Origin of the sequence: Flavobacterium dankookense (assembly GCF_004362665.1) — a bacterium.
Taxonomy (GTDB): Bacteria; Bacteroidota; Bacteroidia; order Flavobacteriales; family Flavobacteriaceae; genus Flavobacterium; species Flavobacterium dankookense.
Genome location: NZ_SNXR01000001.1, coordinates 67,339 through 84,053, shown reverse-complemented (window position 1 = coordinate 84,053; position 16,715 = coordinate 67,339). Strand labels below are relative to the sequence as shown.

Annotated in this window: 15 protein-coding genes and 1 other RNA gene; 12 read left to right on the top strand and 4 right to left on the bottom strand. The window is 32.1% G+C overall.

Features of this window, described 5'->3' with window-relative positions; translation table 11 throughout:
* Nucleotides 1-93: 93 nt before the first annotated feature.
* Complete coding sequence (locus BC748_RS00375; protein WP_133531477.1) at nt 94-501, bottom strand: DUF4293 family protein; 408 nt, start codon at nt 499-501, stop codon at nt 94-96.
* Between the two features lie 183 nt (nt 502-684).
* On the opposite strand from BC748_RS00375, the gene rho reads away from it, so the two are divergent.
* From rho to dnaK, 4 genes are all read left to right on the top strand, one after another.
* Complete coding sequence (rho, locus tag BC748_RS00370; protein ID WP_133531476.1) at nt 685-2,445, top strand: transcription termination factor Rho; 1,761 nt, start codon at nt 685-687, stop codon at nt 2,443-2,445.
* A gap of 96 nt (nt 2,446-2,541) precedes the next feature.
* Nucleotides 2,542-3,438 (top strand): EamA family transporter, encoded by an 897-nt coding sequence (locus BC748_RS00365; protein ID WP_133531475.1) that lies wholly within the window; start codon nt 2,542-2,544, stop codon nt 3,436-3,438.
* On the top strand, nt 3,431-3,814 hold the full coding sequence (locus BC748_RS00360) for a ribosomal maturation YjgA family protein (protein ID WP_133531474.1): 384 nt from the start codon (nt 3,431-3,433) through the stop codon (nt 3,812-3,814). Before BC748_RS00365 ends, BC748_RS00360 begins: the two co-directional genes overlap by 8 nt.
* A gap of 123 nt (nt 3,815-3,937) precedes the next feature.
* Nucleotides 3,938-5,821 carry a molecular chaperone DnaK gene (gene dnaK, locus BC748_RS00355; protein WP_133531473.1) on the top strand — a complete coding sequence of 628 codons (1,884 nt, stop codon included), beginning with the start codon at nt 3,938-3,940 and terminating at the stop codon, nt 5,819-5,821.
* A 36-nt stretch (nt 5,822-5,857) separates the two neighbouring features.
* Here the strand turns inward: dnaK and BC748_RS00350 are convergent, their stop codons facing one another.
* On the bottom strand, nt 5,858-6,748 hold the full coding sequence (locus BC748_RS00350; protein ID WP_133531472.1) for a Brp/Blh family beta-carotene 15,15'-dioxygenase: 891 nt from the start codon (nt 6,746-6,748) through the stop codon (nt 5,858-5,860).
* 116 nt (nt 6,749-6,864) lie between these two features.
* Between BC748_RS00350 and BC748_RS00345 the strand changes: the two genes are divergently transcribed.
* A complete protein-coding gene (locus tag BC748_RS00345) occupies nt 6,865-7,590 on the top strand; it encodes a bacteriorhodopsin-like (protein WP_133531471.1) in 726 nt (241 codons plus the stop codon).
* 115 nt (nt 7,591-7,705) lie between these two features.
* On the top strand, nt 7,706-8,305 hold the full coding sequence (locus tag BC748_RS00340) for a hypothetical protein (protein WP_133531470.1): 600 nt from the start codon (nt 7,706-7,708) through the stop codon (nt 8,303-8,305).
* Between the two features lie 108 nt (nt 8,306-8,413).
* Here the strand turns inward: BC748_RS00340 and BC748_RS00335 are convergent, their stop codons facing one another.
* The gene (locus tag BC748_RS00335; protein WP_133531469.1) at nt 8,414-9,466 is read right to left on the bottom strand and encodes a glutaminyl-peptide cyclotransferase; all 1,053 of its coding nucleotides are present in this window, start codon (nt 9,464-9,466) and stop codon (nt 8,414-8,416) included.
* A gap of 85 nt (nt 9,467-9,551) precedes the next feature.
* Here BC748_RS00335 and ffs point away from each other — a divergent pair.
* From ffs to fsa, 3 genes are all read left to right on the top strand, one after another.
* An RNA gene (gene ffs / locus BC748_RS00330) (signal recognition particle sRNA small type) lies at nt 9,552-9,649 on the top strand.
* Nucleotides 9,650-9,720: 71 nt separating this feature from the next.
* Nucleotides 9,721-10,527: an SDR family oxidoreductase gene (locus BC748_RS00325; protein WP_133531468.1), complete on the top strand. Its 807-nt coding sequence runs from the start codon at nt 9,721-9,723 to the stop codon at nt 10,525-10,527.
* 156 nt (nt 10,528-10,683) lie between these two features.
* On the top strand, nt 10,684-11,340 hold the full coding sequence (gene fsa, locus BC748_RS00320; RefSeq protein ID WP_133531467.1) for a fructose-6-phosphate aldolase: 657 nt from the start codon (nt 10,684-10,686) through the stop codon (nt 11,338-11,340).
* Between the two features lie 69 nt (nt 11,341-11,409).
* Here the strand turns inward: fsa and BC748_RS00315 are convergent, their stop codons facing one another.
* Entirely contained in the window at nt 11,410-12,819 is a 1,410-nt protein-coding gene (locus BC748_RS00315; RefSeq protein WP_133531466.1) for a TlpA family protein disulfide reductase, read from the bottom strand.
* A gap of 175 nt (nt 12,820-12,994) precedes the next feature.
* Here BC748_RS00315 and BC748_RS00310 point away from each other — a divergent pair, with 175 nt between their 5' ends.
* The 3 genes from BC748_RS00310 (at nt 12,995) to ettA (ending at nt 16,683) form a co-directional block, all read left to right on the top strand.
* Nucleotides 12,995-14,614, top strand: coding sequence for an ABC-F family ATP-binding cassette domain-containing protein (locus BC748_RS00310; protein WP_133531465.1), 1,620 nt, complete (start codon nt 12,995-12,997; stop codon nt 14,612-14,614).
* A 165-nt stretch (nt 14,615-14,779) separates the two neighbouring features.
* Complete coding sequence (locus BC748_RS00305) at nt 14,780-14,962, top strand: CAL67264 family membrane protein (protein ID WP_133531464.1); 183 nt, start codon at nt 14,780-14,782, stop codon at nt 14,960-14,962.
* Between the two features lie 26 nt (nt 14,963-14,988).
* Nucleotides 14,989-16,683: an energy-dependent translational throttle protein EttA gene (gene ettA / locus BC748_RS00300; RefSeq protein ID WP_133531463.1), complete on the top strand. Its 1,695-nt coding sequence runs from the start codon at nt 14,989-14,991 to the stop codon at nt 16,681-16,683.
* The last annotated feature ends 32 nt before the right edge of the window (nt 16,684-16,715 follow it).

Here is a 16,715-nt window from a genome sequence, read left to right as displayed (position 1 = left end):
AACTTGTAATGGAAAGCTGGAGTGGCTTTCAACAAAAAAATCCCAAACTTTCGTTCGGGATTTTCGCAGCACTAAAAAACTAAGTTTATAGGTTTATCGTAATCGATCCACAGATTTTACGAGATCTTCGTCCTTTTTGATGGCTTTGTTTGCCAAAACCAAAAATACGATAGAAATAATAGGTAAGAATATCCCAACACCTTTCTCAGAAATAGCTGTTTCTCCAGATGCGTTTAGTGTTCGATACACAAATAATCCTAATAAAATTAAATTCAATATCATATTCAATCTGCCCATGACAAATTGTTGTTGTCTTTTTTTGTGTGATAATATGCTCAAAAGCGATAAAGTTGTACTTAATCCAAACAAAGCACTATAAACAATGTCCATCATAAAATAAAATGGTGTACCAGCATTATCTTTCCAAAGTGGAAAAACAAAAGGTAACACGCCAGTTATCAGTAATGAAACTATTAAAAAATAAGTTTGTGGTCTAAACATTGTTCAAATTTGATGCACAAAAATAAAGTTTCTTTTTAAAAAATACTATTGCATGATAAAATATTATTTGTATTATTGCATAACATTTCCGTAAGTACTTCATCCTTCGGACTATTCAATTAAAATTTTTCTACACAATTTTTTTAATTTTTTAATTCAAATTAAAAATCACATTTTATATACATGTTTGATATTTCTGCCCTAAAAGAAATGAAGCTTGCTGAGCTTCAAGAAATTGCTAAATTAGCAAAAACAATAAAAGTTGCTGGTGCCAAAAAAGACACACTTATTACCCAAATTTTAGAACATCAGAACAAAACAACTGAAACTGAAACGGTAAAACCCAAAGAAGCAAAAGTTGTTGAAAATAAAACCAAAAGAGCTAGGATTTTGCCCGAACCCAAAGTATCGGTTCAAAAAACTCAAAATGATTTATTCGATACTTCTTCAAATGATGCAGAAGAAGTAAAGCCAACTTCAAATGAAACAGTACTAGAAGAAACAAAACCAGCTATTCAAAATAAAAATCCTAAGTTCAAAAAACCACTTTTTGACAAAAAAAATAGGGCTACAGAAAAAAACAATGTAGCCGAAACTATTTCCCAAGAAGCAAAACCTATTGAAGAAGCTACTGAAAAATCTACAGTTGAAACTTCAAACGATAGCGAAGCAACGAAGCAACCGGAAGCTAATCCAAATCAAAACAAAGACGGTAACCGTGAACCAAGACCAAAACATCAAAATGGCAACGGAAACCACAACGCCAATAATAACAATCCAAATTTTAAAGGTAAAAAGCAAAATAATTTCCGAGATTCAGATTATGAATTTGATGGAATTATAGAAAGTGAAGGTGTCCTTGAAATGATGCCTGATGGTTATGGTTTTTTACGCTCATCGGATTACAATTATTTAGCTTCGCCAGACGATATTTATTTGTCAACCTCGCAAATTCGTTTGTTTGGATTAAAAACAGGTGATACAGTTAAAGGAGTTGTTCGTCCACCAAAAGAAGGAGAAAAATTCTTTCCACTAGTTAGAGTTTTAAAAATCAATGGACATGATCCACAAGTGGTTCGCGATAGAGTTTCATTTGAACATTTGACACCAATTTTCCCAAAAGAAAAATTCAATATTGCCGATAAACAAGCTAGTGTTTCTACACGCGTAATCGATTTATTTTCACCAATTGGAAAAGGTCAAAGGGGAATGATTGTTGCGCAGCCAAAAACGGGTAAAACCATGTTGTTAAAAGACATTGCAAATGCCATTGCTGCCAATCATCCTGAAGTATATCTAATCGTTTTACTAATTGACGAACGTCCAGAGGAAGTTACAGATATGCAACGAAGCGTTAGAGGTGAAGTTATTGCTTCAACTTTTGACCGTGAACCAATGGAACACGTAAAAATAGCCAATATCGTTCTCGAGAAAGCAAAAAGATTAGTAGAATGCGGACATGATGTGGTTATTCTTTTAGATTCCATTACACGTTTAGCAAGAGCTTACAATACGGTTCAACCAGCTTCTGGAAAAGTACTCTCGGGTGGTGTTGATGCCAATGCATTACAAAAACCAAAACGATTTTTCGGTGCTGCGCGTAATGTAGAAAATGGTGGTTCGTTGAGCATCATTGCCACAGCTTTAACCGAAACAGGTTCTAAAATGGACGAAGTAATTTTCGAAGAATTTAAAGGAACAGGAAACATGGAGTTGCAATTGGATAGAAAAATTGCCAACCGTAGAATTTTCCCTGCTATTGATTTAACGTCTTCAAGTACACGTCGTGATGATTTACTTCTTGACGAAAAAACACTACAAAGAATGTGGATTTTGCGTAAATTCTTAGCCGATATGAATCCGGTTGAAGCAATGGATACTATAAATGATAAAATTAAGAAAACACGAAACAACGACGAGTTTCTGATTTCGATGAATGATTAAAAATTCAATCCCAGCTTAACGGTTGGGATTTTTTTTGGCAAATATTTATCTAAACACATAATTTCTATTCTTTACATTTGCATCAAAAATTACTCTGTGCAAATCAATAAATATTATCTCTCGGCGTTTTCGGCTTTCATCATTTGGGGATTTTTCAGTTTGGCGTTGAAACCTTTGCACGATTATCCTTCGTTGGATATTTTGTTTTATCGGGTATTTTTAGCAACGGTTTTAATGCTTTTTATTTCTCTATTTTTAAGAAAAAAAGTTGTTTCAAACGACATTCAGTTTATTAAAAGCTTGACTAAATCTCAACGTAAAAAAGCGTTTTTTCTAACTATAGTTGGTGGTTTTCTGTTGATTTTAAATTGGTTTTTATTTATTTACGCCATAAACCATGTTAGTTTGCAGTCGGCATCATTTGCTTATATGATTTGCCCAATTCTGACCACAATTTTAGCTTTTTTTATATTAAAAGAAAAATTATCTAAATGGCAATGGCTTTCTGTTTTATTATGTGTAATCAGTTGTTTCATATTGTCTTATGGTCATTTATTGGATTTAATTTATAGTGTAACTATCGCTTTATCATTTGCATTTTATTTAATTAGCCAACGAAAGAATAGTTTGTTCGATCGTTTTAATGTGTTAACTGTTCAGATGATTATTGCATCCATAGTAATTATTCCTTTTTTTCCAAAATATAGTGGCGATGTTCCAACGGCATCATTGTTTTATATTTTGTTGCTAATTATAGTTGTAGTTTTTACTATCATTCCTTTATTCTTAAATTTATATGCATTAAAAGGGATGAACTCGTCCGCTGTTGGGATATTAATGTACACCAATCCATTAATCCATTTCATATTAGCCGTTTTATATTTTAAAGAACACATCCATGCAACACAAATAGTTTCTTATATTTTGATTTTACTTTCAATTGTTATTTTTAACGAAAAGATACTTTTCAAAAGAAAATCGGTAGATGTTTAAATGGTGTTTCAATAGAAATTATTTTTTATCTTTTTTACTTCTTTTTGTTATTGAAGTTCTGATTGCATTGTATGTTCATGATGATTTTATTCGTCCCTATTTTGGCGATTTTTTAGTTGTTTTGTTGCTATATTGTTTTTTAATGGGTTTTATAAAATCTAACAAATATATAATTGCAGTAATTGTTTTGATTTTTGCTTTTTTAATAGAATTTGCTCAGTTTCTCAACGTCATAAAGTTATTTGGTTTGCAAAACAATACGTTGGCAAGAACTGTAATTGGAACATCTTTCTCCAATCATGATCTATTAATTTACTTCTTAGCATTCATTATTGTCATTGGATTTGAATATGTTTCAACTAAAAAGATAAACTAAGTGTCATCTTGTCATATTTTTTTATTGAAAACTGACAATTTATGTTTTCATACTGCTTGGCATAAAAGTTGACTTATGCAATTCAAGTTTAAAAATAATAAACAGAATTAATTTAATATAACAATGGGAAAAATTATTGGTATCGATTTAGGTACAACGAATTCTTGTGTGTCAGTTATGGAAGGTGGAGAACCAGTTGTAATTGCTAATGCAGAAGGAAAGAGAACTACACCGTCTGTAATTGCATTTGTAGAAGGTGGCGAAATTAAAGTAGGTGATCCAGCAAAAAGACAAGCTGTAACAAATCCTACTAAGACCATAGCGTCTATCAAACGTTTTATGGGTAATAAATACTCAGAAAGTGCTAAAGAAGCATCGACTGTTGCTTATAAAGTAGTAAAAGGAGATAACGATACTCCACGTGTTGATATCGACGGAAGACTTTACACACCACAAGAATTGTCAGCAATGACACTTCAAAAAATGAAAAAAACTGCAGAAGACTATTTAGGTCAAACAGTTACTGAAGCAGTTATTACTGTTCCTGCTTACTTTAACGATGCGCAACGTCAAGCTACTAAAGAAGCTGGTGAAATTGCAGGTTTAAAAGTAATGCGTATCATCAATGAGCCAACTGCTGCGGCATTAGCTTACGGATTGGATAAAAAAGGAATTGACCAAAAAATTGCAGTTTACGATTTAGGTGGTGGAACTTTTGATATTTCTGTTCTTGAATTAGGAGACGGAGTTTTTGAAGTATTATCTACAAATGGAGATACTCACTTAGGTGGAGACGATTTTGACCAAGTAATCATCGATTGGATGGCAAACGAATTTAATTCTGAAGAAGGAATTGATTTGAGAAAAGATCCAATGGCTTTACAACGTTTGAAAGAAGCTGCTGAAAAAGCTAAAATTGAATTGTCATCTTCAACTCAAACAGAAATTAACTTACCATACGTTACTGCAACAGCCACAGGTCCAAAACACTTAGTTAAAACATTAACTCGTGCTAAATTTGAGCAATTAGCTGAAACTTTAGTAAAACGTTCTATGGATCCAGTTGCTAAAGCGTTGAAAGATGCAGGTTTATCTGTTTCTGATATTGACGAAGTAATCTTGGTTGGAGGTTCTACAAGAATCCCAGTTATTCAAGAACAAGTTGAAAAATTCTTTGGAAAAAAACCATCAAAAGGTGTAAACCCTGATGAAGTTGTTGCCATTGGAGCTGCAATTCAAGGTGGAGTTTTAACTGGTGATGTAAAAGATGTATTGTTACTTGACGTTACACCTTTATCATTAGGAATTGAAACTATGGGTAATGTAATGACAAAATTAATTGAGTCTAACACAACCATTCCAACAAAAAAATCTCAAGTATTCTCTACAGCTGCTGACAATCAACCAAGTGTGGAAATCCACGTTATTCAAGGTGAAAGAACAATGGCTGCAGACAATAAAACCATCGGTCGTTTCCACTTAGATGGAATTCCACCAGCACCAAGAGGTGTTCCCCAAATTGAAGTAACTTTTGATATTGATGCTAATGGTATCATCAAAGTTTCTGCTACAGATAAAGGAACAGGAAAATCACATGATATTCGTATTGAAGCTTCTTCAGGTCTTACTCCAGAAGAAATCGAAAGAATGAAGAAAGATGCCGAAATGAATGCTGAAAGCGACAGATTAGCAAAAGAAAAAGCAGATAAATTAAACGAAGCTGACAGTATGATTTTCCAAACAGAAAGTCAGTTAAAAGAATTAGGCGATAAATTATCTGATGATCATAAAGTAGGTATCGAATCCGCTTTAACTGAATTGAGAATGGCGCACCAAAATCAAGATTTAGAAGCAATTCAAAAAGGTCTTGACAATGTAAACGCTGCTTGGAAAGTTGCTACTGCGATGTATGCTCAAGGAGAACAAGGACAACCACAAGAAGCACAACCACAAGCTGATGCTCAAGGCGATAATACGCAAGACGTAGAGTTTGAAGAAGTGAAGTAATACTTTTTGTATCATATTGAAAAGCCGAGTAATTAGTTACTCGGCTTTTTTTATTTTAAACATATTCAAAATAACAATAGTATGAGGAAAAGTTACTGCTGCTAAAAATGAAAATAAAAGAGCTTCAAAAAGTTTTGTGGAATGAAACAATGAGTAAAAAATGGCCAAACTAACGAGCGAAATTATCCAATATAAAAGAGCTGTTTTTATATATCGAAGTAGTTTTTTCATTGTAAATCCGCCATAAAGAAATTTTATTTGATCTACTAATGATGGTACACTATGCCAAACGATAAAATATATAGCAAAACCCCAAATTAAACTTGATACTTTGAAGAGAATTGAAAGAACAATCAAATACAGAAGTTCAGCTATGGCATTTGATTTGAAGATTTTATCATTTGCATACAAGTAAATCCAATTTAGAGCTAATAAAACTAATAAAACATAAAATGCATACTCTATTACATTAGAATTTAATTTATGTGATGTTATTGATTCAACTATGATGATTACTTCTGTTGAGTTGAAATAAAACAGAAGCAACAAAACAAACAAACCATAAGTTAATTGAAAAGCACTTTTGATTTTTGAAGTCTCATTTGAAATCATACTACTCCAATGTTGCTCGCCGAAATGATATCCACTTGCTGTAATAAATAAAATCAAAGTGATTAATGGAATGTAGAAAAATAATATAGCAGAAATTATTACTGTCAAAACATAATTGAATATCATTTTTGAACTATTTAATGTTTTATTGTCAGTATTTATTTTATTTATTATAGCGATATCGTTTGCGCCATGCACAATGCCGAAAGTTAAAATAAGTATAATTCCTACTATAATTTGATTTTCTTCTTGTAAAAAAGAAGTTAACCAAAGTCCAAGAAAGCTTGTTATTATTGATATCGAATGATTTTTCACTTTATTTTAACTTTTGTTTTTGTTTAAATAATTCCAAATATAATTAAACAAAATGATTTTTTGTTTAACTTTATAACATATTAATTAAACAAATTAACTTATTAAAAATTTTTACCATGACAAATTTAATGCTAATTCAATCAGCAATTTCAAAATTGTTGCCTACAGATTATGTAGGGTTTACTTTTTTTGTCGGATGTATGGCTATGATGGCTGCTTCCGCTTTTTTCTTTTTATCGTTAAGCCAATTTGATAAGAAATGGCGTACGTCGGTTCTTGTTTCAGGTTTAATTACTTTCATTGCAGCTGTTCATTATTATTACATGAGAGATTATTGGGCAGCATTTCAAGAATCACCAACATTTTTTAGGTATGTGGATTGGATTTTAACAGTGCCATTGATGTGTTTGGAATTCTATTTAATCTTAAAAGTTGCTGGTGCAAAAACAAATCTACTTTGGAGAATGATTTTCTTATCTGTAGTGATGTTAGTAACAGGATATTTGGGCGAAGCTGTATTTCCTGAAAGCGCAGCATTATGGGGTTTTATTTCTGGTGTCGCTTACTTTATTATTGTTTTGGACATCTGGGTTGGACCAGCTTCGAAGTTAGCAAAATCAGCTGGTGGAAACGTTTTAGCAGCGCACAAGATTTTGTGTTGGTTCGTATTAGTTGGATGGGCAATTTATCCATTAGGTTACATGTTAGGAACTGATGGTTGGTACACAAGTCTATTAGGTTCTGGTAGTGTTGATGTAGCTTATAATATTGCTGATGCAATAAACAAGATAGGTTTTGGTTTGGTTATATATAATTTAGCTGTAAAATCACAACCTAATTAGTTTTTTAAATTGATTAGTTTTAAAACCGAGTTAGCAATAGCTCGGTTTTTTTATTTTAACAATAGTCGAAAAGATAATTTTGTATATTGGCAATCTATTAAAATAAAAACCATTTATGAAACGACTACTAATTCTTTTAGCCATTGCATTATCAACAACTACAGGTTTTGCACAAAAGAAAAAAACACCTTTAAAATCAACCAAAACCGCTACTACATCTTCTACAGCTAAAGTGGATAATTTGACTGCCGAAATCAAAGGAAATGCATTTCAATTAACCATTGCCGAAAAAGGAAAAGCAGCTGACGCTATCACCATAAAAGAATTAGTTGGCGATGTAAAACCAACAGATATTAAACTTTCTGGATTTACTGCCAATGGAACAAAATTATATTTATTGCAATGGACAGAAAAAATTAATAGTAAAACTGAAATAAAAACAGAAGACATAACGACGATTTATTCGGTGATTTATGAAATCCCTAATAAAAAACAAGTGTTTTCAAACTATCAAAAAACTACGAATATAGTTGAAAAAGTTTTCTTAGACCGAAATAAAACAGCTTCCGAAACACAGGAAAAGGTGAGAAGAGAAGGTTTTGAATTTGTTTTAAATCCTGACGGTTCGGTTACTCAGAAAAGTAAAAATCAGGAAAATAAATGGACGTATGATGTTGCAAAACAAGAATTTGTTGATGTGAAGAAAAAGAAGTAAAGCTAACTTTTTCACCAACTTTAAAAACAAACTTTGTCATTCCGAGGAACGAGGAATCTCATAATATTTGGATGCGATTCCTCGTTCCTCGGAATGACAAAATATAGATTACTCACTAACCTTAATCTCAAATGCTTTATCCCAATTTTTTCCAGTAACAAATATTGTTTTTGTTTTTGGGTTGTAGGCAATTCCGTTAAGAACCTTTTCGGCATCTGCATTGGTTACTTTCGCTCTTAAACCTGATAAATCAAGAACAGCTTCTACTGTACCGTTTTCAGGATTTATTACAGCAATTGCATCTTTAAACCAAATATTGCCATAGATTTTTCCTTCTATCCACTCGATTTCGTTAACACTTTTTATTTTGCTTTCATTCGTGTAAACATTAATGTAGTCAATTAGTTTTTGAGTTTCTGGATCCATTCGCCAAATTTTCTCCGTTCCGTCCGATTGATAAAGATATTTTCCATCATTGGTCAAACCCCAACCTTCAATTTTTTTATCATAAGCAAAAGACTTGATTTTTTTCATTGATTTTGCTTCATAAATAAATCCTTCCGCATTTTGCCATGTTAGTTGGTAGATTTTGTCATTAAGAACCGTTATTCCTTCACCGAAATATTGTTGGTCTAAATCTAATTTTTTATAAGTTTTTCCAGTTTTGAAATCGGTTTTTGCTACATATGATTTTCCGTTTTGTCCCGTACTTTCAATTAAAGTATCGTTATAAAATTCATATCCTTGCGTAAATGCATTAGAGTCGTGTGGATAAGTATTTACTATAGTATATTTTAATAATTTTGGAGCAATATCAGCTACTAATTCCACACGAGTTGTAGTAGAAATGGTGTCACCTTCAAAATAAACCAATGCTCTTAGGTTTTGATAGCCTAGTTTTTTGCCTTTTAAATCAATTGTAGCTTTTCCATTTCCTTTTGCAGAAGTTATCTTTTCATTATTAGAGAAGTAAATAATGCTGTCAATTGTTTTATTTTTGGAGTTTAAAAGTTCCAAATTTATCTTTTCGGTTGAATTATATTTCGACTTCAAAACGTTTTCATTGAAGCTAAAATAGGTTTCTCTGTCTTTTGGGTCATCACCACAATTAGCTAAAGTTAACGCTAATAAAATGGTTACTAATAGTTTATAATTTTTCATTCGTGCTAAATAATTTTATCCACACAAATATATTTATAAAGCTCTTAAATTCTTGCAAAAAAATAAAAAGATTGTATCTTTGCATCGGCAAGTCCTACACGACCAGCTCCTGCAAAATCCTCCAGGATGGGAACATAGCAAAGGTATGTGGTTGAGCGGTGCGATGTAGGTCGCTTGCCATTTTTTATAAAATTAAGTCTTCCAAATAGGAAGATTTTTTTGTTTAAAGAAGTTAATAATTCTATCTTCGTGCTATGAGTAAAGTAGTTTTAATTACTGGCGGTTCATCTGGAATTGGAAAAGCAATTGGGGAGTTTTTGTTTCATAAAGGTTTTACAGTTTACGGAACGAGTAGAAATCCCGAAAAAATAACGAATTCTGTTTTTCCACTAATAGCATTAGATGTTCGCAATGTGGAAAGTGTAAAACACGCAGTTGAAAAAATCATTTCAATTTCTAACCGAATTGATGTAGTGATAAACAATGCTGGTGTTGGAATAACAGGACCAATTGAAGAAATTCCAACAGAAGAAATAAAGAATAATTTCGAAACTAATTTTTTTGGACCAATTGAAGTCATTAAAGCTGTTTTGCCACAAATGCGAGAACAAAATTCAGGTTTAATAATCAATATAACGTCCATTGCTGGCTATATTGGTTTGCCTTATCGCGGAGTTTATTCAGCTTCAAAAGGCGCTCTCGAAATTATTACCGAATCTATTAGCATGGAAGTAAAAAGCTTTGGTGTTGACATAGTTAATGTTGCGCCTGGGGATTTTGCTACAAATATTGCCTCTGGAAGATATCATGCACCAGTTGTAAAAGGTTCAGCTTATGAGAAACCTTATGGAAATACGCTAAAACAAATGGATGAACATGTTGATAGTGGAAGCAATCCAGATGAAATGGCAATGGCTATTTATCAGATTATCAATGATAAAAACCCTAAAATTCATTATAAAATCGGTGCGTTTATGCAAAAATTTTCGATTGTTTTAAAAAGAATTTTGCCTGATAGAATTTATGAAAAAATGCTTATGAACCATTATGGATTAAAATAACAAAATCAACTATAGGAATGTTTGATTTTGAATTTGTTATTACTATTGAAATTGACTCTTACAATTGATTCTTGACATTGTAATTGATATTGAAATTGATTTCGTAATTTTGCACCACTCAAAATTGTAAACACAACTTATATATAAATACAAACTATGAAATTTTTTATTGACACGGCCAATTTAGATGACATCAAAGAAGCACAATCACTAGGTGTATTGGATGGCGTTACTACAAACCCTTCATTAATGGCCAAAGAAGGAATCACTGGAAAGAATAATATTTTAAAGCATTATGTTGACATTTGTAATATTGTTGATGGAGAAGTAAGCGCTGAAGTTATTGCAACTGACTATGATGGAATGATTAAAGAAGGTGAAGAATTAGCAGAATTACACGAACAAATAGTGGTAAAATTACCTATGACTAAAGAAGGAGTAAAAGCATGTAAATATTTCTCTGATAAAGGAATTAAAACGAATGTTACTTTAGTTTTTTCTGCAGGACAAGCAATATTGGCTGCAAAAGCTGGAGCAACTTTTGTTTCTCCATTCATAGGTCGTTTGGATGATATTTCAACGGATGGTTTGGCTTTGATTGAAGAAATTCGCCAGATTTATGACAATTATGGTTATGAAACTCAAATTTTAGCAGCATCTGTTCGTCACACTATGCACGTTGTTAATTGCGCAAAAATTGGAGCTGATGTTATGACTGGACCATTATCATCAATTTTAGGTTTATTAAAACATCCTTTAACTGATATTGGATTAGCGCAGTTTTTAGCTGATTATGCTAAAGGAAATCAATAATACAATAAATTCAAAACAAAAATGGCTTTCAATTTTGAAAGCCATTTTTGTTTTTATAAGTAAGTAATTTTATTTTAAACTTTCTTCAAATTGCGAGTCGAAAATATTAGCAAAAGCATTTTTTATTTTTCCTTGTTCATCAAGAATGATTGTTCTGTATATTTTGTTAATAGCCCATTTTTCTTTTAAATCTTCAAAATCTGAACAATGCAATTCTCTAATACCATTGAATTTATAAGATACTAATGTTTTTTTCCATTTTTCCTCGCTGTCATTGATATTTACAGCTATGAAGTTATAGTTTGGAAATTTATTTTTAAAAGCAATTACTTTTTTATGTGCGGCTTCAAAATGCGATATAGCCGACGATGTCCAAAAGAAAATTATTGTATTTTTTTTATCAAAACTTTCAGAAGAAACCGTATTTCCTGTATTATCTATTAAATTGATTTGCGGAAGAAAATTCCCTACTTTCAACGATTGTATAGCATTTCCAATTTTTGTGATTTCATTTTTCTGACTTTTATCCGTCGAAAATTTATGATAATTAACTAAAAACTCTTGGTTGTAAACCACGTTTTGGTCTTCTAATAAATAACTGAAGGCAATTGTGTTTAATATAGTATTTTTTACTTTTTCGTTTTTTATCAAAGTATCAGCAATACTCATTTTGTTGATATTGGTTTTCAATGCCAAATCAGCTTCCGTAAAATGATTGTGATAATTTATTGTTCCCATATTGTTGAGCATGTGACCAATATACATCATATAAGGAGCAAAACTCGACAACTCTGAATTACTGAAATCAATGGATTTTCTGTAATTGTAAAAATCTTTTGGTAATTTTTCAATAACATCATTACCAGTTCTAATTTTATGAACAATAGGATATAATTCTTTTTTGGAATATTGATGCATATTGAGCGATGCTTTCGCATAAACATCAAATTCATCACTCCATTTTATAAGCTCTTTATTTTTTTTATAAAAACTTTCCGCAACTAAATAAGTTGAATCAATATTTTTTGTGAATTTTTCTAAATTATAGTCAAAAAGATCAAACATATTGTTTTTATCCTTTTCATTTTTCAAATACAATTCCATTAAGAAATTATTTTTTTCATCACCACGACCACAAAAAACAACAGATTCATCAAAATCTCTTGAATTTACTCGAACCATCAAACTATCATTTTTATCGAAATAAACATATTGATATTCAGGTTCATGTCTAAAAGAATACATGCCAGGAGCAAGAGAATCAAACTTGATAAAAAATCGATTTTTTTTGTCTAACTTCAAGGTATCAATAACCTCATTGTCCTTGCAAAATAATACGTAGGGATTGTTTGGATTGACAATTTCGCCACCAAAATAGGCAACATATTCACCATCTCCAGATTTGTTTTTACAAGATGTAATTGCTAGTGTGATGAAGAATGTGTAGAATAAAAATTTTATAGAATTGGGCGTACTCATTTTTTTCGAAACCTTGTAAACAAAAGTATTTACTCCAAATGGATTTTTCTGTTAATCATTAGTTAAAGTTATTTGGTGGAAAACCTGTTTGTTCATCCCAAAAAAACTAATCACAAATCATTAATAACTAATAACGAATGTTTACTTTTGCACCAAATTTAATAAAATATATTTCATGCTTACAGTTTCTAATTTATCAGTTCAATTTGGTAAAAGAATTTTATTCGACGAAGTTAATACAACCTTTACGCAAGGCAATTGTTATGGAGTTATTGGTGCAAATGGTGCAGGTAAATCTACATTTCTTAAAATTCTTGCTGGTGATATTGATCCAACTTCGGGACGAGTTATTCTTGAACCAGGTAAACGTATGTCGGTTTTAAATCAAAATCACAACATGTTTGACGAGCATACGGTTTTAGAAACAGTTATGATGGGTAACAAAGTTTTGTTTGCGGTTAAGTCTGAAATGGATGCGCTTTATGCAGATTATGATGATAAAAACGCTGATAGAATAGGTGAGTTACAAGTACAATTTGAAGAAATGAATGGTTGGAATGCAGAGTCAGATGCTGGTGCTATGCTATCCAATTTAGGTATTTCTGCTGATATGCATTACACTTTGATGAGTGAAATGGAAGGAAAAATGAAAGTTCGTGTTCTTTTAGCACAAGCACTTTTTGGAAATCCTGATGTATTAGTGATGGATGAGCCAACGAATGACTTGGATTTTGAAACCATCACTTGGTTAGAAAATTTCTTAGCAAATTATGAAAATACGGTAATTGTTGTTTCTCACGATAGACACTTTCTAGATTCAGTTTGTACACATATTTCAGATATTGATTTTTCTAAAATTAATCATTATTCTGGAAATTATACTTTTTGGTATGAATCTAGTCAATTAGCGGCACGCCAAAAAGCACAACAAAACAAAAAAGCAGAAGAGAAAAAAGCTGAGTTGGAAGAGTTTATTCGTCGTTTTAGTGCGAATGTGGCAAAATCAAAACAAGCGACTTCTCGTAAAAAAATGATTGAAAAATTAAATCTTGACGAAATTAAACCGTCGAGTAGAAGATATCCGGCAATTATTTTTGATGTAGAAAGAGAAGCTGGCGATCAAATTCTTCATGTTCAAAATCTTGCAGCATCTGTTGATGGTGAAGTATTGTTTAAGAATGTAGATTTAAACATGGCTAAAGGTGATAAAGTTGTCGTTTTTTCCAAAGACTCTCGTGCTACAACGGCTTTTTATGAAATCTTAAATGGAAATCAAAAAGCGGATGAAGGAACTTTTGACTGGGGAATCACAACAACACAATCGTATTTACCAAATGATAACAGTTCATTTTTTACGGATGGAAGTTTGAATTTAGTAGATTGGTTACGTCAATTTGTAAAAACCGAAGAAGAGCGTGACGAAGTTTATGTTCGTGGATTTTTAGGGAAAATGATTTTCTCTGGAGAAGAAGCGTTAAAAAAATGTACTGTTCTTTCTGGAGGCGAAAAAGTACGTTGTATGTTATCTCGTATGATGATGATTCGTGCTAATGTTTTAATGTTGGACGAACCGACAAATCACTTGGATTTGGAATCAATCACGGCATTTAATAATTCATTGAAAAACTTCAAAGGTTCCGTTTTGTTTACAACTCATGACCATGAATTTGCACAAACGGTTGCCAATCGGGTTCTAGAAATCACACCAAATGGGGTTATTGACAGATACATGACATTTGATGAATATCTTGAAGATGATAAAATTCAAGAAATGAGAAAGAAAATGTATAATTAATATAAAACTCCTAAGCAAAAGCTTGGGAGTTTTTGTTTTTTTTAATCATGAAAAAATATAGCAGAAATCGTCAAAAAAGTAAAGGTTTTTTTGGAGAAAAACAGTTTGTTTTACAATACAATTTTTCCCGATATTTGCATTCTTTAAATCTAAAACAAAGTGATTATGGCAATGAATAAAAATACAGTATTAGGTTGGGCTACTTTCATTATGATTGTAATGGGATTAATACTAATTGGATTGGGAATTTATCGCTATGCAGATACTGCTGGTTGGGGTTTTGGAACGGTTGGAGTAGGCTTTTTAGCAAATGCATGGGTTTTTAGTTCATTAAAGGGAAGAGTATAATATACTAACGATTAATAAAATATAAAATGTCAGACGATAAAAAAGTAATTTTCTCAATGCAACGTTTGAGCAAATCCTATCAAGGAAGTGACAAACAAGTATTGAAAAACATCTATCTAAGTTTCTTTTATGGAGCGAAAATTGGAATTCTAGGACTTAATGGTTCAGGAAAATCATCATTGTTAAAAATCATTGCTGGAGTTGATAAAAACTATCAAGGAGATGTGGTCTTTCAACCTGGTTATACTGTAGGTTATTTAGAACAAGAGCCGCAATTAGACGATTCCAAAACGGTTATAGAAATTGTAAAAGAAGGTGTTGCTGAAACAGTTGCAATTCTAGAAGAGTTCAACAAAATCAACGATATGTTTGGTTTGCCAGAAGTTTATGAAGATGCAGATAAAATGCAAAAATTGATGGACAGACAAGCCGATTTACAAGATAAAATCGATGCTTCTGGTGCTTGGGAATTAGATACCAAGCTAGAAATTGCAATGGATGCTTTGCGCACTCCAGAAGGCGATACGCCAATTAAACATTTATCTGGTGGTGAACGTCGTCGCGTGGCTTTGTGTCGCTTATTATTGCAACAACCAGATGTTTTATTATTGGACGAGCCAACGAATCACTTGGATGCTGAATCAGTTCTTTGGTTAGAACAACATTTAGCGCAATATGCTGGAACTGTAATTGCAGTTACGCACGACAGGTATTTCCTTGATAATGTTGCTGGTTGGATTCTTGAACTTGATAGAGGTGAAGGAATTCCATGGAAAGGAAACTATTCTTCTTGGTTGGATCAAAAATCGAAACGTATGGAACAAGAAGAAAAAACAGCTTCCAAACGTAGAAAGACACTGGAACGCGAGTTGGATTGGGTTCGTCAAGGAGCAAAAGGAAGACAAACCAAACAAAAAGCACGTCTTCAAAATTATGATAAGTTATTGAATGAAGACCAAAAAGAATTAGACGAAAAATTAGAAATCTACATTCCAAATGGTCCACGTTTAGGAACAAATGTTATTGAAGCTAAAGGAGTTGCGAAAGCATTTGGCGACAAATTATTATATGATGATTTAAATTTTACATTGCCTCAAGCAGGAATTGTTGGAATTATCGGGCCAAATGGAGCTGGAAAATCAACTATTTTCAGAATGATTATGGGCGAAGAAACTTCTGATGGAGGAATTTTCTCAATTGGTGAAACAGTAAAAATTGCATACGTTGATCAAGCACATTCTAATATTGATCCGAATAAATCTATTTGGGAAAATTTCTGCGATGGTCAAGAATTAATAATGATGGGCGGAAGACAAGTAAATTCAAGAGCTTATCTTTCACGATTTAACTTTGGCGGAAGCGAGCAAAACAAAAAAGTTTCAGCACTCTCTGGAGGAGAAAGAAACCGTTTGCACTTAGCCATGACTTTGAAAGAAGAAGGTAATGTTTTACTTTTAGATGAGCCAACTAATGATTTGGATATCAATACACTTCGTGCTTTGGAAGAAGGTCTTGAAAATTTTGCTGGTTGTGCCGTAGTTATCTCTCACGACAGATGGTTTTTAGATAGAATTTGTACGCACATTTTAGCTTTTGAAGGCGATTCACAAGTGTATTACTTCGAAGGTGGTTTCTCTGAATATGAAGAAAATAAAAAGAAACGTCTTGGTGGAGATTTAACGCCAAAAAGACTTAAGTATAAAAAGTTAATCAGAAATTAACAATGATTTAAAAATCCTGAGAAATCAGGATT